The following is a 19,776-nucleotide window of genomic DNA, read 5'->3' on the forward strand; positions in this document are numbered from 1 at the left end:
CGCGCTGTCGATGCCCCGGACGCCCACGGTCGCGCTCGACGACTTCGCCTCCGCGGAGGACTGCGGTGTTTGCCACGCGACTCATTACGCCGAGTGGGTCGGGTCGGGGCACGCCTATGCGATGATCGACCCCGTGTTTCGCGCGTTCGTCGCGGTCCGGCAGGAGAATTATGGCGGCAAGCAGGACAAGTTCTGCTTGCAGTGCCACACCCCGATCGGGACCCGCGGCGGCGACATCGAGCCGGGCTTCGCGTTCGCGGACCTGCAGGCGATCTCGCTCGAGGGCGTGACCTGCGAGAGCTGCCACAAGGTGGCGTCGCTGGTCCGCCCGTACAACAGCGGTCACGTGCTCGACCCCGAAGGGCCGATGCGCGGCACGATCCCCGCGCCGCAGGTCAGCTCGTTCCACGAGTCGCAGTTCTCGCCGCTCCACGGGACCGCGGAATTCTGCGCCGGTTGCCACGATCTCCGCGAGGTGAGCGGCCTCGAGCTGGAACGCCCGTACGCCGAATGGCAAAAGTCGCCCGCGGCGGCCGCCGGCGTGCAATGTCAAGACTGCCACATGCCGCGCTACCAGGGTCAGGCGGTGGCCGGCGGCCCCACGCGTACGCTCCACCGGCACACCTGGGTCGGCGCCGGCGTCCCGCTCCTGGACGGCTTCCTCGACCCCGACGAGGAAGCTTCGTTGCGCGCGGAGGTCGAGCGGCTGCTGGGGAGCGCGGCGCGGGTCAGCATTGCGACCGCCCCGTCGGTCCGCGCCGGCGACGTGGTCGACCTCTCCATCACCGTCGAGAACCACATCTCGGCCCACAATTTCCCCACCGGCTCGACCTTCAACCGCCAGGTCTGGCTCGAGGTCGTCGTCCGCGACGGCGACGGCCGCGTCGTGTTCGCCACCGGGACCCTCGACGAGCGCGGCGAGCCGGGCGGCTCTGTCGGCGCGGGGACGGCTGCCGCACCCGGGCTGCTCGCGCTCGGCTCCGTTCTCGTCGACGCGCGCGGCGAGCGGGTCCTCTTCCCCTGGCGCGCGGCCCGGCACGTCTCGAACGCCATCGAACCGCTGGGCGAGCGGGTGTTCGAGCTCCGCGTCCCGACCGCGAGCACCGACCGGGGGCCGCTGTCTGTGGAGGCGCGCGTGCTGTTCCGCGCGTTCTCTCCCACCGCCCTGCGGGCCCTCGGCCTCGACGAGTACGTCGCCAGGCTCGAGATCCACGAGGTCTCGCGCAGCCGCGCCAGCGTCGAGCTCGGCGCGCCATGAGCGGCGCCCCGGGAAGCTCGAGAGCACCCGCGCGAGAGCGCTTCGGCACACCCACAGAGAACATGCAAAAAAGATCATGTCCCGAAAGACATGTTCCGCACCGTCGTGCGCACGCCGGTCCGCGCCCGCGCGACGAAAGCGGGGGCGCGGGCCGCCGGAGCGCGGCCCGCGGGATCGCGGCCGCCACCGGCCACGTCCACGTCGCGCACCCTCGACGCGCGACCTGTCGGCGCCGCCCCTTGCTGTTCGCCGCCCGCGAGCGAGCCCGAGGCGCGCGCCACCTGTCCCGAAGTGCTGTGACCCCGCCCGCACCTCCGCCGCCCGCGACCCGCTCGCCGGCGATCGCGGTTCTATTGCCCCTTCGTCGCCCTCGCGCCGCCTCCTGTCCCCGAAGACATGTGACCCCGCCCGCACCGCCGCCGCGCCGGCCGCTCCGCAGAGGCCGTCCGTCTGCGAACGCTTGCCTGCCTCGCGCATCGGCTCGCGTACACATGTCCCCGAGGTCATGTGCTCCTGCCCGCATCCCCCGCGCCCTCGCACGCCTCCGCGGCGCGTGCCCGGCCCGGGCCTCGCGCTTGCACCTGTTCCGAAGTCCATGTGACGTCGCGCGCACCGCCCGCGCTCCCGCGCCCCTTTGCGCCCCGCCGCGGGCGCGCCTGGGTCCCGGGAACCTCGATCCGCGCCGTCGGCCGGCGCCATCACCTGTCCCGAAGTTTATGTGACGCCGTTCGCATCGCCGGCGCTCCTGCGCCCCTCCGGCGCCGGTTTTCCGGGCGAAGGAGCGCAGGCCGGCGTGGCGCCGGCGGCGCGGCCTCGAGCCGGACAGGCGTTCGCGTCGGCCGTCCGACTTGATGATTTTTTGGTGCGTTGGATCGCGGATCGCCGGGGAGCCCGCTGCACCCGCGGTCGCACCGCGGCGGCCTGCACCGACGATCCTCACGCTCGCCGCGCGCCTGCCCCGAGAGACAGCTGCACCATGATCACCCGCGCTATCGACATCGGCATGGACGCCTCTCTCCCGGACGACCTCGAGGACCTGTGCACCACCCGGCGCACCTTGAGCCCCGCGGAGCGCGAGCTGTTCGGCACCCCGGCCGACGCCCTCGGTCGCTACTCGCTCCTCGGCAAGCTGGGCAGCGGCAGCATGGGGGTCGTCTACCGGGCCTACGACCCCCGCCTGCAGCGGCCCGTCGCCGTCAAGGTCCTCTACCCGACCGGCAAGAAGACCGCCCACCTGGTCTCGACCGGCGACGCCCGGCTGCTGCGCGAGGCCCAGGCGATCGCCCGCCTCTCGCACCCCAACATCGTCGCCGTCCACGACGTCGGCGTCGTCGGCGACCGCGTCTTCCTCACCATGGAGTTCGTCGAGGGGCCGACCCTGCGTCAGTTCTGCGACGCCCCGCGCGGCTGGCGGGAGGTCCTGCCGCTGCTGATCCAGGCCGGGCGCGGGCTGGCGGCCGCGCACCGCGGCGGCGTCATCCATCGCGACATCAAGCCCGACAACATCCTCGTCGGCGACGACGGCCGCGTCCGCGTCGTCGACTTCAGCGTCGCCCGCCCGCAGGGCTTCTCCGCCGAGACTTTGGTCGGCAAGTTCCGCCTGACCGACACCGAGACCAACGTCCTGGTCGGCACCCCCGCGTACATGGCCCCGGAGCAGCTGCGGGCCGCTCCGGCCTGCGCGCGCTCCGACCAGTTCGCCTTCTGCGTCACCGCCTACGAGTGTCTGTTCGGCGAGCGGCCGTTCGTCGGTCCGACCCTGCGCACGCTGATCGACAACGTCCTCGCCGGCCCGCCGACCCAGCCGCCGCCGTTCACCCAGCAGGTCCCGCGCGCCCTCTATCAGTGCATCGTCCGCGGCCTCGCCCTCGACGCCGACGACCGCTGGCCCGACATGGACATCCTCGTCGCCCACCTCGAGGACCTCGCCGCCCGCGGCCAGCGCCGCTCCTCGCTGGTCCTCGCCGCCTCGCTCGGCGCCGCCGCGGCCCTCACCGTCGGCGCCGTCGCGGCCCACTTCACCGGCACCAGCTGCTCGCACCCCGAGCTCGCCGCCCACATCGGCGCCCGCTGACCCCGCCTCGGACGACCGTTAGGACATGTTCTGCGCGACATGACCTTGAAGACTGCTTGCCAGGCCCGCGGCCTCGGCGAAGACATGTCCCTCACGACATGTCTCTCGCGCCATCTCGCTCGCGACGGGCCCGCCTGACCTCGCCGCTCCGGCGGCACGCCGGGTCGTCGTCACCCGGCCCTTCGGGCCCCGGCTCGCTCGCGACGGGCCCGCCTGACCTCGTCGCTCCGGCGGCACGCCGGGTCGTCGTCACCCGGACACCGGGCCCCGGGCTCACTCGCGCCAGATCGGCTGCGTCCACGCCCTGCGCCCGTCGGCCGCGCGCACGCGGGCGCGCAGGTACGGCCCGGCCGTCTCGGCCAGCGTCATCGTCGCGCGCGGCCCGGCGACCGTCCGCAGCACCTCGCCGCCGGCCCCGACGAACTCGATCGTCACCCCCGCCTGGGCCGCCTCGACCGTCAGCGCCGCGCCCTCGCGCGCCACCGAGCGCAGCGACAACCCCGTCGACGCGTAGAACTCCCCCGCCAGCAGGGCCGCGCGGATCGCCGGCAGATCGCGGGTCGCGTGCACCACCACGAACCCGCGGTCGCCGGTGTACGCCGTCTCGCCGCGGGCCGTCACGGCAGGCGCGTCGTCGTAGTGGTGCGCGTCGTCGGTCGCGACCGCGAACAGCCGCGCCCCGCGCGTCAGCGCCGCGTCCCACAGCGCCTCCGTCGACGGGTGCCCCGCGTCGCCGGCGTTGTTCGAGTCGATCGCCTCGTTGGCCAGCTCGAACAGCCGCAGCCCCGACCGCGACAGCGCCGTCAGCAGCCCCGCGTCGGCCGCGTAGTGGAAGTTCGGGTGGTTCAGCATCGCCACCCCGCCGAGCTCCTCGCTCGCCCGCAGCGCCCGCGCGAACAGCTCGTCGCGCCGCGGCGAGCCGGGCGGCGGGAACCGGAACCGCCCCGCCCGCGCCTCCGCCACGAACAGCGCGTTGACGTGCAGCAGGCACGCGAGCCCCGGCTCGGGCGGCGGCTCGCAGCGCTCGACGTTCTGCGTCAGCTCGATCCCGGGCGCCACCAGCATGCGCCCCTCGTGGGCCGGCGCCGTCACGAAGTTGTGGTCGGTCACCACCGCGAAGTCGAACCCGTGCGCCTCGTACCACCGCAGCGCCGCCGCGGCCGGCGTCGCGCTGTCGCCCGAGTTGTCGGTGTGGAGGTGTAGCTGACCCTTCAGCCATGCCTTTTCAGGCATGGCCTTCGGGACATCCTCCTCGACCGCTGCGACCACCGGCTGGGGCGGCGCCTCCGGGCGCGAGCAGGCCAGCCAGCAGGCCGCCGACCCGGCCAGCGCGCAGGTACGACCCCGGCTCCGCACCCCGCCATCTTGCCAGGTTTGCCGGCGAGAAGCCCCGCGGAAAACTTCGCCCGACCACGTTGTCAGCCGCGGGCTCCGGGCCCTACCCTGAGGCGATGCATCGCCCCCACAGCTTGAGACCGACCGCCCTCGGCCTGCTGAGCCTGGTGTTCGCCTGCGCCCTCCCGCCGGCCGCCGACACCGAGACTGCCAGCGACGGCTCGACCGCGACCACGACCGACACGATCACCGGCGACCCGACCGGGACCACCGCCACCGACCCGACCACCACCACGAGCACCGACACCGGCCTCACCACCCTCGACCCGCCGACCGGCACCACGACGACCGGCACCACCGACGGCACCAGCACCACCATGCCCGCCTGCCGGAGCGAGTGCGGCGACGGCGTGGTCGAGTGCGACGAGGCCTGCGACGACGGCCCCGACAACAGCGACCTCGAGCCGGGCGCCTGCCGCACCGACTGCACCGCCGCCGGTTGCGGCGACAGCGTCGTCGACTACCCCGACGGCGAGCAGTGCGACGACGGCAACGCCAGCGACGGCGACGGCTGCAGCGCGACCTGCCAGGTCGAGGCCGGGGCCGCCTGCGGCGACGGCGTGCTCGACCTCGATCAGGGCGAGGAGTGCGACGACGCCGGCCTCGACCCCGACGACGGCTGCGGCCCGAATTGCCAGCTCGAGCCCCCCGGCGGCGGCTGCGGCGACGGCATGACAAACGCCGTGCTCGAGGTCTGCGACGACGCGAACCTCGACAACGGCGACGCCTGCAACCCGACCTGCAACCTCGCCAACACCACCTCGCTGTTCGTCGGCAGCGAGGGCCAGCTCGGCCTCAAGGACGGCGTCGGCGGCGAAGCGCGGATCTCCGGCACCGGCGGCCTCGCCGTCGACCTCACCCACCTCTACCTCGCCGACGCCCAGAACAACTGCATCCGCCGGATCGACCTCGCCACCGCCGAGGTCGAGACGATCGCCGGCTCGAACACCGGCATGAGCGGCTACGTCGACGCCCCCGACGGCCTCGACGCCCGCTTCGCCGGCCTCGACGCCATCGCCACCGACGGCAAGACGCTATGGGTCAGCGACGGCATGAACAAGCGCCTGCGCGCCGTCAGCCTGACCCCGCCGTTCGCGGTCACCACCGTCGCCGGCAACGGCATGACCGGCGTCGCCGACGGCGTCGGCGAGGCCGCCACCTTCGACGACAACCGCGGCCTCACCTACTACGCCGGCCACGTCTACATGGTCGACGCCAGCGCCGCCGTGCTGCGCCGCTTCGACCCCGCGGCGCAGGAGGTCGTCACCCTCGCCGGCCTCGCCTACGAGACCGGCAGCGACGACGGCGTCGGCGACGCGGCGCGCTTCGTCAGCCCGCGCTACCTCACCTCCGACAACAGCGGCATGCTCTACGTCGCCGACACCAACGGCTTCGCGCTGCGCAGCTTCAACACCGTCACCGGCCACGTCGGCACCTTCGCCGGCAACGGCGGCGCCGGCTACGTCGACGGCGTCGGCGCCGCGGCCGCGATCCACCGGCCGCGCGGCCTCGCCAGCGACGGCGCCAGCCTCTACTTCGGCGAGTTCGCCCAGCACACCGTCCGCCAGGGCATCCTCGCCACCCGCGAGGTCTCGACCCTCGCCGGCCAGCACTGCGGCGGCGACATGGTCTGCCCCGGCGCCTACCTCGAGGGCGTCGGCACCGAGGCCCGCTTCAACGGCCCGTTCGCGCTCGCCTACCACGACCCGAGCCGCTCGCTGTTCGTGCTCGACAGCGCCAACCGGGTCATCCGCCGCGTCCAGTGATCCTCACTCGACCGAGTCGAGGAACTCGTCGACCAGCTGGTTGAACAGGGCCGGGCGCTCCCAGTAGATCGAGTGCCCGGTCTCCGGCACCTTGATGAAGCGGCCGCCGACCAGCATGCGCGCCAGGTGGGCCACCGAGTCCGGCGCGCACACGAAGTCCTCGTCGGCCGTCAGGCACAGCGTCGGCACCTCGAAGCCCTCGAGGTCGCGGGCGGTCACCGTCCGCATCCCCAGCAGGACGTCGCGGATCGCCCGCTTGTCGGCGGCGCCGAGGATGTCCATCCCGCGGTAGAGCTCGTGCATCGCCGGCTGCTCGCGCACCATCCGCTCGCCGGCCGCCGGGTGGACCCCCTTCATGAACGCCGCCGTGGCCCGCCCGCGCAGCCGGTTGATCGCCGCGTCGATCTCCGGCGTCGTCACCTGTCCCGTCGTACAGGCCATCACCAGCGCCCGCACCTTCTCGGGCCGCCGCAGCGCGTAGCCGAGGCAGGTCCACCCGCCCATCGACTGCCCGACCAGGCGCACGTCGGTGACGTGCAGGTGCTGCAGCAGCGCGTCGAGGTCGTCGACGAACTTGCGCGGCCCCTGCCCCGACGCGTCCTTCGACGGCGCGAAGCCGCGGTGCGAGAACACCACGCAGCTGAACCGCCGGCGGAAGTGCGGCACCTGCTGCCACCACGACAAAAAACCGCCCCCGAGCCCGTGCGCGAACACGAGCGGCGGCCCGCTGCCGTGCACCTCGTAATAAAGCTCGCCGTCGGGCAGGGTCAGCGTCGCCATGACCTCACCCTATCGCGGCTCGCCCCGCCGCGAAAGCCCCGCCCCCGCAGGCCTGGCGCGCACCTCCTCGCAGCCTGAGGCACCCGGCGCGCCCCTCGCCGGCTCGACCGCCGGCCACGCGTGACCTGTCCCTCGAGACATTTTTCGTGAGGCCGCCGAGCTGCCCCGAGGGACACCCGCCCCGCGCTCCCTCCGCGCGCGACCCGGCGAGCGCGGGCGGGTCCGGCTCTCGCTCGAGCTGTCCCCGAGGACACCCGGCTCACCCCGCGCTCGCGCCGGCGGCGGCCAGCGCCACCGCGTCCGGGCCCGCGGGGAAGCGCAGCTGCCCGGACGTGTCGTTGGCCGCGCGGAACACCACCTCGGCGACGTCGGCCTCGGTCGTCACCGCCGCCGGCCGGGTGAACGCCGCGAACACGCGCTCGGCGAACGGCGCGTAGGCCTCGGGGATCAGCGCGGCCGGGTTCGGCCCGTTGCTGGCGAAGCGCGTGGTCGGCCCGTAGCCCGGCTCGACCAGCTTGACGCGCACGTCGAATTCCGCGAGCTCGTGCGCGAGCGAGGCGGTGAACCCCTGGATCGCCGTCTTGCTGGCGGTGTACACCGCCACCAGCGGCATCGGCGCGAGCGTCACGCTCGACGTCACGTTGACGATCACGCCCGACCGCCGCGCCCGCATCCGCGGCAGCACCGCCTGCGTCATCGCCATCACCCCGAAGGTGTTGGTCTCGAACACCTGGCGCGCCAGCGCCATCGGCGTCGCCTCGAAGGCGCCGAGCGCCCCGACGCCGGCGTTGTTGACCAGCACGTCGACGGGCCCGCTCGCGGCCAGCGCGGCCGCGATGCTGTCGGGCTGCGTCACGTCGAGCGCCAGCACGCGCAGCCGCTCCGACCGGGGCAGCACGTCTTCGCGCGGCGTTCGCATGGTGGCGACCACGTTCCAGCCCTGGGCGTGGAAGTGACGCGCGGTCTCGAGGCCGTAGCCGGAGGAGCAACCAGTGATGAGTACCGTCTTCATGGCGTTGACTGTAGCGGCTCGATGCCGGACGCTCTATCGCAACAAGTCCACGTTTCATTGGCGAGCGTCCAGACATGCACGACCCTCTCTCGCAAGTCATCGCCCTGCTCCAGCCGCGCGCCGTGTTCTCGAAGCCGATCAGCGGCGCCGGTCGCTGGGCCGTGCGCTACGCCGAATTCGGCCAGCCGAGCTTCTGCACCGTGCTGGAGGGCCGCTGTCGCCTCGCCGTCGACGGCTACCGGCCCCTCACCCTCGAGGCCGGCGACTTCCTGCTGCTGCCGGCCACGCCGGGCTTCACCATGTCGGGCTTCGAGCCGGCGACGCCCGAGCGCATCGACCCCAAGCTGACGCCCGCGCCGACCGCGGAGGTCCGCCACGGCACGCGGGGCGGCCGGCCCGACGTGCGCCTGCTCGGCGGCTACTTCGTGTTCGACTCGCCCGACGCGCAGCTGCTGGTGTCGCTGCTGCCCGCGGTCGTGCACGTGCGCGGCGTGGAGCGGCTCTCGCTGCTCGTGCGGCTCGTCGGCGACGAGGCCGGCCAGCGGCGGGCGGGCCGCGACCTCGTGCTGACGCGGCTCGTCGAGCTGCTGCTGATCGAGGCGCTGCGGTCGACCCCGGGCGAGGACACGCCCCCGGGCCTGCTGCGCGGCCTCGCCGACGCTCGCCTCGCGCCGGCGCTGCGGCAGATCCACGGCCAGTTCGCCCGCCCGTGGACGGTGGCCCAATTGGCGAAGACCGCCGCGCTGTCGCGCTCGGCGTTCTTCGAGCGCTTCACGCGGGCCGTCGGCCTGCCGCCGATGGAGTATTTGCTCGCCTGGCGCATGGCCATGGCGAAAGATCTGCTGCGACGCCAGGACCTCGCGCTCGCCGAGGTCGCCGAGCGCGTCGGCTACGCCTCCGCGAGCACCTTCAGCACCGCCTTCAGCCGCCACGTCGGCCAGGCTCCGAGTCACTACGCGCGGGCGCAGCAGTAGCATGCAGCAGCGGGCGATCCTCGCCGTCGCGGCGCCGGATGAGCCGCAGGATCGCGCGGTCACTCCGCCTTGAAGGCGCGCACCCATACGTTCGCCGCTTCGCCGAGCACCACCGACTGCCCGGCGACGACCCAAAAGCCCGGGCCCCAGGCGGCGTCGCTCGCCTCGTCGTAGAGGTCGATGTCCTCGTTGTTGTAGGTGTGCGTCCACAGCCGGGCGCCGTCTCCCGCGTAGAGGGCGCCGAACACGTCGTTGAATTGCGTCGGCGCGACGTGGAAGCCGACCGCGAGGATCTGCTCGTCGGGGCCCACGGCGACCCCGTTGCCGGTGCCGTACAAAAATTCGTGGTCGTGGATGTCGGTCCATTGCTCCGCCAGGTCGGGCCCGACGCGCCGCACCGCAAAGTCGTAGCCGGTCACGCCCTCCGGCTGCCGGCGCCCGACCAGGGCGATGTCGCCGCCGGCGCCGATCGCCTCGGCGTCGAACCACGTGCCGCCGGGGTGCTCCTCGACCTCGGTGCCGACGATCGTCCCGGCGTCGTCGACGGTCACGAGCAGCGGCCGCGTCGAGTTGTCCTCGGCGTACACGAGCCCGGCCACCACCACGCCGCCTGCAATCTTCACGACCCCGAAGCCGAGCGCGCGCGCGTGCTCGGCCTGCGTCACCGCCGTCCAGTCGGCCTCGCCCGTGGCGAGGTCGTGGCGACGCAGGACCAGCTGCGTCTCGTCGGCCGTCAGGTCCTCGGCGCCGGCCGAGTAGAGCTTGCCGTCCGCCAGCACGAGGCCCGAGATCGACGCCCCGATCATGCTGGCGGGCGGTTCGATGAACGTCCAGCCCTCGTTGCCGTCCGCGTCGAACGAGCGCACCACGGGCGCCGCCATGTCCTTCGCCTGCTCCTCGGTGCCTGCCGCGTAGATGGTGCCGTCGTCGCCGAGGACCACCGCGTAAAACACGTTGGGCAGCCCGTTCGGGTCGGGGTACGTCCTCTTCCACAGCTCGGTGCCGTCGGGGTCGAGGGCGATGAGCAGCATGTCGCTGTCGGTCGCGCTGACGCCCTCTCTGCCGGCGAGGACGATCTTGCCGGTCGGGTCGACGGCGACGGCCGCGACCCCGTCGTACTCGCCCGCCGCCCCGCTGTGCGTGTAGGTCCACAGCACCGCGGCCGTCCTCTCACAATTCTTGTCGCAGCCGTCGTCGAGTTCGTCGTTGCCGTCGTCGCAGCTCTCGCTCCCGGCGACGACGCCGTCGCCGCAGACGGCCGGGGCGGGGCCGGTGCTCGTCGACGTCGGCGCCGCGGTCGTCGGTTCGGCGGTGGTCGGCGTGTCCGCGCTGGTGGTCGTCGTGACGTCCGGCTCGCTCGCGCCCGAGGTCGTGGTCGTCGTGGACGGCTCGGGGTCGATGCCGGAGTCGGTGGTCGTCGTCTGCTCCGAGGGACAGGCGAGCAGGAGCCAGGGCCCGAGCGACAGGGCCGTGAGCCGCCTCGGACCGGCCGAGGCGCTGCGGCGCGCCGGGGTGCTCGGCGAGCTCGCGGGCTCAACCTCGCCGAGGCGGGCGATGCAGGCGACGTGGGAGGCGGGGACTTGGGGGCGGGCGGTGAAGGGCGGCATGACGAACTCCGTGGGTGCGACCGCCAAGTGCCGCCACCCGGGCTCTTGATCTCCGCGCCCGCTAAAAAATTTTCGTCACCCACCGCGCCCGCGCCGCGACCGGCGCTTCACCGCTCGCGCCCGCTCGCGCTCAGCCGCCGAGCACCCGCTCGAAGAACCACCACAGCCCCGCGAGCACGATCGCCCCCGAGATCCACTTCGCCCCGTGCAGCCGGCGGTACGGCTCCCAGCGCCCCAGCGCCAGCAACACCGGCAGCACCAGCGCCAGCACCGCGAGCTGTCCGGCCTCGACCCCGAGGTTGAACAGCAGCAGCGCCGGTCCGACCTCGCCGGCCGGCAGCCCGAGCTCGGCCAGCACCCCGGCGAACCCGAACCCGTGGACGAACCCAAACGGCAGCGTGATCCGCCAGCGCCCGGCCGCGTCGGGGACGAAGAAGTTTTCGACCCCGACGTACGCGATCGACAGCGCGATGGCCGGCTCGACCCAAGCCCCGCTCGGCGTCCAGATCCCCAGCGTCGCCAGCGCGAGGCTCAGCGAGTGGCCGAGCGTGAACGCCGTGATCACCGCCACCAGCGAGCGCAGGCGGCCGCCGACCACCACCAGCCCGAGCAGGAACACCAGGTGGTCGGTCCCGATCAGGATGTGCTCGACCCCGAGCTCGAAGTACGCCGACACCGGCCGCGCCGGCGCCTCGCCCCTGTCGCCCTCGACCGCGACCGTCGCCGCCGGCGCGCGCGCCTGCAGCACCGGCTCGGCGAAGATGTCCTCGGGGCCAGCTCCGGGCCGCTGGAACTGCGCCAGGTGCCGGTGCCCGGGCGACAGCCGGTCGAACAGCGACCACGTCAGCGTCAGCGCCGTGGTCGCGCGCGGGCACTCGAAGCGCAGCGCCAGCGAGGCCCCGTCCTCCTCCGTCAGCCACGCCCGCGTCGCCGCCCCGACGCACGGCTCGCCCCCGGCCGCCAGCCCGACCCCCGCGACCACCGGCCCCAGCGCCGCGCCGTCGGCCGCCAGCTCGCCCTCGCTCAGCGTCCCGTCGCCGTCGGCGTCGAGCCCCGGCGCCAGCGCCCGCAGCTCGCCGCGCGCGAACGTCAGCTCGACTGCGACCGCCGCCCCGTCGACGGTGTACACCCCGCGCGACAGCCCGACCTGGTGGGCCCCGGCGATCCCCGGAACGACCAGCACCAGGAGACATGCCCCGATAACCATGTCCCTAGCAACATGTCTGGAGAGGCCTGTCCTCTCGAACACCTTGTTGTCGCAGGGCGCGGCCGTGAGCACGTCCGGCGAGGATAACCCGAACGACCCGGGCCTGTCTCGCGCCGTCGGCGCTCAGCCGATGTTCCCGCGCGGGTCGATGTACAGGTCCGCCCGCGCCCGCGAGCCCGACGGCAGCACGAACCGCGCCTCCTCGCGCTCGTACAGCGCGGCGATCGTGTACTCGCCCGGCGGCAGCCCGCGGATGACGTAGACCCCGCGCGCGTCGCTGACGCCGATCCGCTCCTCGGGCAGACAGGAGCAGCGCAGGTACACGATGCGGTCCAGCACCGGCTCGTTCGTCCGCATGTCCCTCACCACCCCGAGCACCACCCCGCCACTGGCCTCCGAGGCGCCCGGCTCGACCGTGATCGCCATCCGCGGCCGCGGCCCCGTCACCCCGGCGGCCACGCAGGCCGCCAGCGCGAAGCCGACGAAGCCCAGAGCACTCGCGCGCGCCGACATGCGGTCAGCCTCGCCGAAGACCGGCCCGCCGTCACCGGACGCGCCGCGGACCCGCGCCGATGAGCCGATGATTAAAAAAGCTTCGAGGCCGGGTGACGACCTGAAGCAGCGAACCCGAGCGGGCCGAGGGGATACGTCGCGTGTGGATAGTGTGCGTGGCGCCGGCGCGACTCGGGCGTCACGGTCCCGCCGGGGTAGTCGCCGGTCGGCGCCGACCCGTCACGGCGCGCCGCACAATTTTTTCCTTCTCGCCCTTCCCCGGCGGCTCGTCGGCCCGCCCCGCCCCGGGCTCGTCGAAGTCCGGGCCGAACACCTGCGCGCCCTCCTGGCGGATGGCCGCCGCGATCGCCGGGATGTCGGCCTGGGTGAGCGTGGTGCCCTCGGCGATCGGCAGCGGAAAGTTCTTGGGCAGCCAGGTGCCGAACTCGAACTCGACGGCGGCGAGCTCGGAGATCTCGCGGTCGCCGAGGCGATGGTCGATGACCAGCGGCAGCGGCGGCGGCTGGCCCTCGCAGGCCCTGCGGACCGCGGGGTCCTGGACCAGCCAGGCCGGGATCGGCGACTCGGTATGGATATACCGCCGCGTCACCAGCGTGAAGTCGGGCATGCGCTTGCGCGAGTCCCACCACAGCCCGTCGACCGCCTGCATCGCCGCCCGCGCGCCGTCCCTCGGCAGCGCCCCGAGGCGCCGCAGGGCCTCGCGGATCCACGCCTGCATCGCCACGTCGTACTCCTCGCGCGAGCGGATCTCGCCGTCGAGGATCAGCCCGGCCGCGAGGTTGATGCCGAGCACGTTCGAGTACACGTCCTCGGGCGAGAACGACGACAGCCGCTCCGACACCCCCGGCACGCTCTCGAAGCCGTACCACGTGACCACCTCGTGCCACGTCGAAATTTGATAGACCGCCCAGCTCGCCAGCGTCACCGCCGTCTTCCACCGGCCGTGGCGCTCGAGCAGCCCGGGCGGCAGCGCCTTCACCACCACCCGCCGCTTCGTGCCCTCCTCCGGCCAATCGACGGTCGCCTCGTCCGGCAATCGTCGCACCAGCTGCAGCGTCAAGAAGAGCGTGCGGTCGGCCGTGTCGCGCACGTGGGCGATGTCGAGGAAGCCGCCGCGGCAGGTGTACACGAGCCCGTTGCGCTCGCGCGTCGCGTCGCCCTTGTCGTAGCCGTGCGGCCCGATGTCCTCCGGCCCGCGGATGTTCTCGTTCTTGTACAGCGGCACCGGCACCGGCCCGACCTCCGCCCGCAGATCCTGGCCGAAAGCGCAGCACGGCCGGAGCTTCTGCGGCGGGTCGAACACCGGCACGCTGGCCGGGTCGAAGTCGGTCGCGACGTCGGCCGGGTCGTGCATCGCCCGCGCGACCTCGCGGCTGTCGACCACGAGCGGCGCCTTCCAGGTCGGCGCGCAGGCCGAGGCCGCGGCGACGAGCGGTGCCAGCAATCGCCAGGCCACGCCGGGCCGGCGCGCTCCTCGTATGTCGGCATTCGCGTGTGCGCTCCGCACGGTCTATGCTCTGATCGCGACATGACCGTCCGGCAATGCCTGGTGCTCCTCCTCGTCTGCAGCGCGCTCGGCCTGGGCGTCCCGCTGCTGCTGGGCGTCACCTATTCCGCGCGGCTCTCGTCGCACGACACCGGCTTCTTCGCGGTCCAGGTCGACGACGCGATCGCCGCGACCGAGCTGCCGCGTAGACCGCGCCGCAGCGTCCTGGTGGTGATCGACGGGCTCGGTCACGAGGCCGCGAAGGCGATGGGCGCGATCGCGCTCCTGCGCGAGCACGGCCAGTGTCGCAAGACCGCCGTCGGCATCCCGTCGATGTCGCGCCCGGTCTACGCCACGATCTCCACCGGCCTCGAGCAGGACCGCACCGGCGCCCGCGGCAACGACGACGAGGCGCCGCTGTTCGCCCAGTCGGCGTGGGACCTGGCCCGCGCCGCCGGCCTGTCGGTCGCCGGCGTCAGCGAGGTGACGTGGTGGCAGCAGCTGTTCCCCGGCGGCTTCACCCGCTTCGAGGTCCTCCCGCTCGAGGCCGACTACTTCGCCGCCGTCCCGCCGGGCGACCTCCAGCTCGTCCACCCGCTCTACGTCGACGAGGCCGGCCACGAGTTCGGGTCCGCCTCGCGCGAGTACGCCGACGCGGTCGCGCGCGCCGATCGCGAGCTCACCGGCCTTTTGCGCACCCTCGACTTCGCGCAGGACCTGGTGATCGTCACCGCCGACCACGGGCACTCGCTACGCGGCGGCCACGGCGGCGCGCAGGAGCCGATCGCCAATGTCATGACCTGCCACGCGGGCCTCGGCGTCCGCCGCGACCCGGAGTACGGTCATTTGCGAATCACCACAGTCGCCCCGTCGCTGGCGCTGCTGCTCGGCCTGCCGTTCCCGGCCCACATGCGCGCCGGCGACGACGACCTCGACGTCTTGTGGGACATCGCCGACCCGGCCGTCTTCCCCGCGGCGTACCTCGCCGACCGCCGCGCCGCCGTCGAGCGGTTCCGCCGCGCCAACGAGGACGCCGTGCGCGCGTGGCTGCCGGACAGCCAGGGCAGCTGGGACGCCTTCTACGCGGCCCACCGCGCCCGCCACCGCAGCGGCGCGCGGGTGCTGGTCGCCGCGCTGGCGCTGGTGTGCCTGCTGCAGCTCCACCTCCACCGCCGGCGCGAGCAGCAGGGCGAGGCCCGCAGCGCCGCCCTGTTCGGGCTCGGCTTCGTCGCCATGTTCGGGGCCGTCACCTACGCCCTGCAGGTCGGCCTGCGCGGCAGCTTCGACCTCAGCTCGGTCGCCGGGCGCGGCGACTTCATCGGCTTCACCCTGACCATGGGCGTCTGCTGGACCGCCCTCGCGGCGCTGGTCCACTGGCTCTTGCGCCGCGATCGCTGCGCCCTGATGCTCGACCTCGCGGCGATCTTGCTGCTCGGCGCGGTGCTGGCCGCCGCCCACCCGCTGGTGCTCGGCTGGCGCCTCGGCTTCCCGGTCCCCTCGCCCACGGTCTACTTCTTCCCCTACTTCGCCGCGCTCATGTTCCCCGCGGTCGCCGGCGTCGCCCTCGTCGTCGCCGCCGTGTTCGGCCTGCGCCCGCTCCGCCGCCGCTCGGACATGATCGCCAGGACATGACTCGAGGGGCATGCCCGATCGGTCATACCCTTGAGGACATGTCCTTCAGCTCACCCGGCGGATCCGGAACGGCAGCATCGTCTGGACCAGCGGCGAGCAGAAGCGCGACAGCGACAGCGACTCGTGGACCGCCCGCACCGGCACCTCGCCGACGCGGGTGGCGACCTGGGTGCGCGCGTAGAACGGCGTGTCCTCGAGCGTGCGGATCACCGTGGCCGGGGCGCCGTCGGTCCGGGTGGAGCGGGGGATCCACCAGCGCGTGCGGCCGAGCTGCATCGCGTGCGCGGCGGCGAGCGGCTCGACGCCGCCGTCGGCGTGGAACACCCGCCCGAGCTGCAGCTGGCTGCCGTCGCGGCGGTGGGCGTCGTACAGCACCACCGTGCGGTCGGACAGCGCCGCGCGCGACCAGCTCCAGTCGAAGAAGGCCGCCTCGAGCGGCTCCTCGCCGAAGTTCGCGTCGTGGTAGCCGGTCCCGCGCAGCGTCAGCGCCGGGGCCGACAGCTCGGCCACCACGTGCGCGTGCGGGGCCGCGGGGAACCACGTGTGGCGGCCGCGGGCGTCGAGCACCTCCGGGCGGTCGGGGAACGCCGACGGGTACAGGCGCACCGTCCCGGTCACCCGCTGGCCGAGCACCGCCGTGCGCTCGTCGAAGCGGATCACCAGGCAGTCGCCCTCCCAGGCCATCGAGCTGCGGCCGACCTGCAGCCGGTCCGGCCCGCGCTCGACCTCGCTGGCGCCGTACTCGGTGAACACCCACGCGTCGATCCCGGGCCCGTAGAGCGCGACGTTGATCGCGCAGTGGGCCATCGGGTCGGCCGCCCCGGCCGGCGCCTTGGCGCGGGCTCTGGCGTAGTACGGCGAGAACACGCTGCCGACGAAGGCGATGATCGTCAGCCCGTGGCGGCCGTCGTCGCTGAGCGCGTCGAGGTACCACCAGCCGTAGCCGCCCGGAGGGACCACCCGGTCGAACAGAGGCCCGCGCACGCCGACGCCGCGGCGAACCGGCCGCTCAGCGTCGCCATCGGCACCCCCGCCCCCGGATGCACGCTGCCCCCGGCCACGTACAGCCCCGGCAGCTTCGTGGTCGCCGTCGGCCGCCCCAGCGCGTCCAGCAGGCCCCGCGTCGCCGTCCCGTACAGCCCCCCGCCCGAGCCGGGGAACCTCGCCGCGAAGTCGTCGGGCGTCGTCACCCGCGGCGGCTCCGCCGGCGCCATCGACAGCCCGCAGCGCTCGATCACTCGCCATGTCGCTCGTTCGCATGCCTCGATCTCCCTCGCCGTGAGCCACCCTTCGCCGCCGCGCGGCGGCGCGTTCACCAGGACGAACAGGCGCTCCGGGCCGGCCGGCGCGGGATCGGCCTGGCGATCCGGCGCACACACGTAGACGGTCGGCTCGGCCGGCAGCGCCCCGCGGTCCATCAGGGCCGCGAACTCGGCCGCGTAGTCCCGCGAGAACAGTACGTTGTGATAGGCCAGCGGCCAGCCCTCGGTTCGGCCGCGCAGGCACCACGTCACCGCCGACAGCGAGCGGCGGGCCTTCGGCGGCGCCTTCACGGCCCGGGCCGCCGCCGGGCCGAGCAGCCCGCCGCCCAGCGCCGCCAGGTCGCCGGCGAAGATCACCGCGTCGGCCGGCACGCGCTCCCCGGACGCCAGCCGGACCGCCCGCACCCGCGAGTCGGCCTCGATCGCGGCGACCTCGGCCCCGCAGCGGATCTCCGCCCCGTGGCGGCGGGCCAGCGCGGCGATCGCCCCGGTCAGCGCCGCCATCCCGCCGGCGGGCGCCCACACGCCGGCCTGCTCGACATGGGCGATCAGGTTGAGCGTGGCCGGGGCCTCGAACGGGCTCGAGCCGTAGTAGGTCGCGTAGCGGCCGAACAGCTGGCGCAGCCGCGGGTCCTGGAAGAAATCGCCGAGGGCCTTCCACATCGTCCGGTGGAAGTCGAGGCCGAGGGCGCCCGGCAGCCCGCGGAGGCCGAGCGAGCCGACCAGGGTGGCCAACGTCGGCTGCGCCGTGCGGATGAACGGACCCTGGACTTTCTGGTAGATCGCCTCTGTGTGGCGGCAGAACGCGAGGTACCCGGAGGCATCGGCCGCCGAGGCGAAGCGGGTGATGGCCGCCGCCGTGGCCTCGCGGTCGGCGTACAGGTCGAGCCGCTCGCCGTCCTGCCACGCGTGCCGCGCCAGCACCGTCAAGGGTTGCAGCGCCACGTGCTCCGCCAGCGCCGCGTCCGCATCGGCGAACAGCGCCTCGAACACCCAGCGCATCGTCAGCACGGTCGGCCCTGCGTCGATCGGCTGGCCTCCGACCCGCTCCTGGCGCACCTTGCCGCCGACCTCCGGCCCGCGCTCGAGGAGCAGCACCGTGGCCCCGCGGCGGGCGCAATCCAGGGCCGCCGCCAGACCTCCGGCCCCGCCGCCGATCACCACTACGCGGGGGTTGTGCTTCGCCACCACCATGACTGTCGCCAAATTATCGCGACCACTCCAGGTTTCAAGTCTTTGTCCAAAGATTGGTCGTTTCATTGACAATCCTTGAACACGCAGGCACACTTTTGCGCCTATCACTGATCTGTAGGCGGCCCTGGGGGGGCTGAGCAGCGGCCATGGAGTCCCGACGGCGCATCGACCGAGCCCTGAAGAGCTGCCTCGACCAGGCGACCGCCGCTCCCTGTCCGCCGCGGCTGGGGGACGCGATGCGTCATGCCGTCTTCCCGGGCGGGGCGCGATTTCGTCCCGAGTTCTGTTTGGCGGTGGCCGAGGCATGCGGCGGCGCGCACCCGGCCCTGGCGGACGCGGCCGCGGCGGCGATCGAGCTGCTGCACTGCGCCTCGCTGGTCTACGACGATTTGCCGTGCTTCGACGACGCGGCCGTGCGGCGCGGCCATCCCACCGTGCACGCCGCGTTCGGCGAGGAGCTGGCGATCCTGGCCGGCAACGCCCTCATCGTCCTCGCCTTCGACGCCCTCGCGCGGGCCGGCGGCCCGCACCCGCACCTCTTGCCCGGGCTCTTGCGGGTGGTCGCGCGCGGCGTCGGCGGGCCCTCGGGCATCGTCGCCGGCCAGGGTTGGGAGTCGGAGGCCGGCCTCGACGACCTCGGCCGCTACCACCGGGCCAAGACCGGCGCTCTGTTCGAGGCGGCCGTCATCGCCGGGGCCATGACCGGCGGCGGCGATCCTTTGCAGTGGACCGGGCTCGGCTATCGGCTCGGCGAGGCCTACCAGATCGCCGACGACATCCGCGACGCCTACGGTCGGCCCGAGCTGCTCGGCAAGCCGGTCGGCCAGGACCGCGCGCATCACCGGCCCTCCGCCGTGCGCGAGCTGGGCCTCGACGGCGCCACCGGCCACCTCAACGAGCTCGTCGACCAGGCGGCCGGCCGGATCCCCGCCTGTGCCGGCCGCAACGACCTCCTCGCCCACCTCCGCCGCTGGTCCGAGCAGCTCCTCGCCGCCCCGCCCCCCCTCGCCGCCAGCCTCCACTCGTGACCGGCGCCCACCGTACAAATCGGCGCCTCCGGCCTCGCCCTGCCGTGGATCGCCCCTCGTGTGCCGACCGGCCGACCACCCTGAAGTTTGCGCCGACCGCCGCCCTCGGTCCTCGCACGTGCCCGCGGCCGACCGTGCGGCGACCTGAGCCGTCCCCGACCGCCGCCCTCGGTCCTCGCCCGGCCCGGCTCGCCCCACGCGCGTGCCCGCGGCCGACCGTGCGGCGACTTGCGCCGACCGCCGCCCTCGGTCCTCGCCCCGCCCGGCTCGCCCCTCGCGCGTGCCCGCGGCCGACCGCCCGGCGACTTGCGCCGACCGCCGCCCTCGGTCCTCGCCCCGCCCGGCTCGCCCCTCGCGCGTGCCCGCGGCCGACCGCCGCCCTCGGTCCTCGCCCCGCCCGGCTCGCCCCTCGCGCGTGCCCGCGGCCGACCGCCGCCTTCGGTCCTCGCCCCGCCCGGCTCGCCCCTCGCGCGTGCCCGCGGCCGACCGCCGCCTTCGGTCCTCGGCCGGCCCGACTCGCCCCTTGCACGTGTCCGCGGCCGACCGCCCGGCGACCTGCGCCGACCGCCGCCCTCGGTCCTCGCCCGG

The 19,776-nt window shown here is 73.9% G+C and carries 15 protein-coding genes; 6 read left to right on the forward strand and 9 right to left on the reverse strand.

Going from position 1 to position 19,776, the window contains the following annotated elements; all coding sequences use genetic code 11:
- Window positions 1–10 precede the first annotated feature (10 nt).
- Window positions 11–1,258: a multiheme c-type cytochrome gene (locus NAEX_RS50070; protein WP_170135665.1), complete on the forward strand. Its 1,248-nt coding sequence runs from the start codon at window positions 11–13 to the stop codon at window positions 1,256–1,258.
- Between the two features lie 1,003 nt (window positions 1,259–2,261).
- Window positions 2,262–3,332, forward strand: coding sequence for a serine/threonine-protein kinase (locus NAEX_RS12350; protein WP_170135666.1), 1,071 nt, complete (start codon window positions 2,262–2,264; stop codon window positions 3,330–3,332).
- Between the two features lie 273 nt (window positions 3,333–3,605).
- Here NAEX_RS12350 and NAEX_RS12355 read toward each other — a convergent pair whose 3' ends face one another.
- Window positions 3,606–4,565 (reverse strand): CehA/McbA family metallohydrolase, encoded by a 960-nt coding sequence (locus tag NAEX_RS12355; protein ID WP_096327707.1) that lies wholly within the window; start codon window positions 4,563–4,565, stop codon window positions 3,606–3,608.
- Between the two features lie 218 nt (window positions 4,566–4,783).
- On the opposite strand from NAEX_RS12355, the gene NAEX_RS12360 reads away from it, so the two are divergent.
- Complete coding sequence (locus NAEX_RS12360) at window positions 4,784–6,493, forward strand: hypothetical protein (RefSeq protein WP_170135667.1); 1,710 nt, start codon at window positions 4,784–4,786, stop codon at window positions 6,491–6,493.
- A gap of 3 nt (window positions 6,494–6,496) precedes the next feature.
- Here the strand turns inward: NAEX_RS12360 and NAEX_RS12365 are convergent, their stop codons facing one another.
- Together NAEX_RS12365 and NAEX_RS12370 are read right to left on the reverse strand one after the other, a co-directional pair.
- A complete protein-coding gene (locus NAEX_RS12365; protein ID WP_096327709.1) occupies window positions 6,497–7,273 on the reverse strand; it encodes an alpha/beta fold hydrolase in 777 nt (258 codons plus the stop codon).
- A 259-nt stretch (window positions 7,274–7,532) separates the two neighbouring features.
- On the reverse strand, window positions 7,533–8,285 hold the full coding sequence (locus NAEX_RS12370) for an SDR family oxidoreductase (RefSeq protein ID WP_096327710.1): 753 nt from the start codon (window positions 8,283–8,285) through the stop codon (window positions 7,533–7,535).
- Between the two features lie 74 nt (window positions 8,286–8,359).
- On the opposite strand from NAEX_RS12370, the gene NAEX_RS12375 reads away from it, so the two are divergent.
- On the forward strand, window positions 8,360–9,259 hold the full coding sequence (locus NAEX_RS12375; protein ID WP_096327711.1) for an AraC family transcriptional regulator: 900 nt from the start codon (window positions 8,360–8,362) through the stop codon (window positions 9,257–9,259).
- Window positions 9,260–9,318: 59 nt separating this feature from the next.
- On the opposite strand, the gene NAEX_RS12380 is transcribed toward NAEX_RS12375, so the two are convergent.
- The 4 genes from NAEX_RS12380 to NAEX_RS12395 form a co-directional block, all read right to left on the reverse strand.
- Window positions 9,319–10,866: an outer membrane protein assembly factor BamB family protein gene (locus tag NAEX_RS12380; RefSeq protein WP_096327712.1), complete on the reverse strand. Its 1,548-nt coding sequence runs from the start codon at window positions 10,864–10,866 to the stop codon at window positions 9,319–9,321.
- A gap of 130 nt (window positions 10,867–10,996) precedes the next feature.
- On the reverse strand, window positions 10,997–12,145 hold the full coding sequence (locus tag NAEX_RS12385; protein ID WP_143141055.1) for a HupE/UreJ family protein: 1,149 nt from the start codon (window positions 12,143–12,145) through the stop codon (window positions 10,997–10,999).
- Window positions 12,146–12,196: 51 nt separating this feature from the next.
- On the reverse strand, window positions 12,197–12,586 hold the full coding sequence (locus NAEX_RS12390) for a carboxypeptidase-like regulatory domain-containing protein (protein WP_096327714.1): 390 nt from the start codon (window positions 12,584–12,586) through the stop codon (window positions 12,197–12,199).
- A 178-nt stretch (window positions 12,587–12,764) separates the two neighbouring features.
- Window positions 12,765–14,042 (reverse strand): DUF4056 domain-containing protein, encoded by a 1,278-nt coding sequence (locus tag NAEX_RS12395; protein WP_211302399.1) that lies wholly within the window; start codon window positions 14,040–14,042, stop codon window positions 12,765–12,767.
- A 72-nt stretch (window positions 14,043–14,114) separates the two neighbouring features.
- Between NAEX_RS12395 and NAEX_RS12400 the strand changes: the two genes are divergently transcribed.
- On the forward strand, window positions 14,115–15,704 hold the full coding sequence (locus tag NAEX_RS12400) for an alkaline phosphatase family protein (protein WP_096327716.1): 1,590 nt from the start codon (window positions 14,115–14,117) through the stop codon (window positions 15,702–15,704).
- A gap of 45 nt (window positions 15,705–15,749) precedes the next feature.
- Here NAEX_RS12400 and NAEX_RS12405 read toward each other — a convergent pair whose 3' ends face one another.
- Window positions 15,750–16,664 carry a carotenoid 1,2-hydratase gene (locus NAEX_RS12405; RefSeq protein ID WP_211302400.1) on the reverse strand — a complete coding sequence of 305 codons (915 nt, stop codon included), beginning with the start codon at window positions 16,662–16,664 and terminating at the stop codon, window positions 15,750–15,752.
- Complete coding sequence (gene crtD, locus NAEX_RS12410) at window positions 16,595–18,160, reverse strand: 1-hydroxycarotenoid 3,4-desaturase CrtD (RefSeq protein WP_177326004.1); 1,566 nt, start codon at window positions 18,158–18,160, stop codon at window positions 16,595–16,597. The genes NAEX_RS12405 and crtD overlap by 70 nt, the downstream gene beginning before the upstream one ends.
- Window positions 18,161–18,306: 146 nt before the next feature.
- Here crtD and NAEX_RS12415 point away from each other — a divergent pair, with 146 nt between their 5' ends.
- Window positions 18,307–19,188 (forward strand): polyprenyl synthetase family protein, encoded by an 882-nt coding sequence (locus NAEX_RS12415; protein ID WP_096327718.1) that lies wholly within the window; start codon window positions 18,307–18,309, stop codon window positions 19,186–19,188.
- The last annotated feature ends 588 nt before the right edge of the window (window positions 19,189–19,776 follow it).

Source organism: Nannocystis exedens (genome assembly GCF_002343915.1).
Taxonomy (GTDB): domain Bacteria; phylum Myxococcota_A; class Polyangia; order Nannocystales; family Nannocystaceae; genus Nannocystis; species Nannocystis exedens.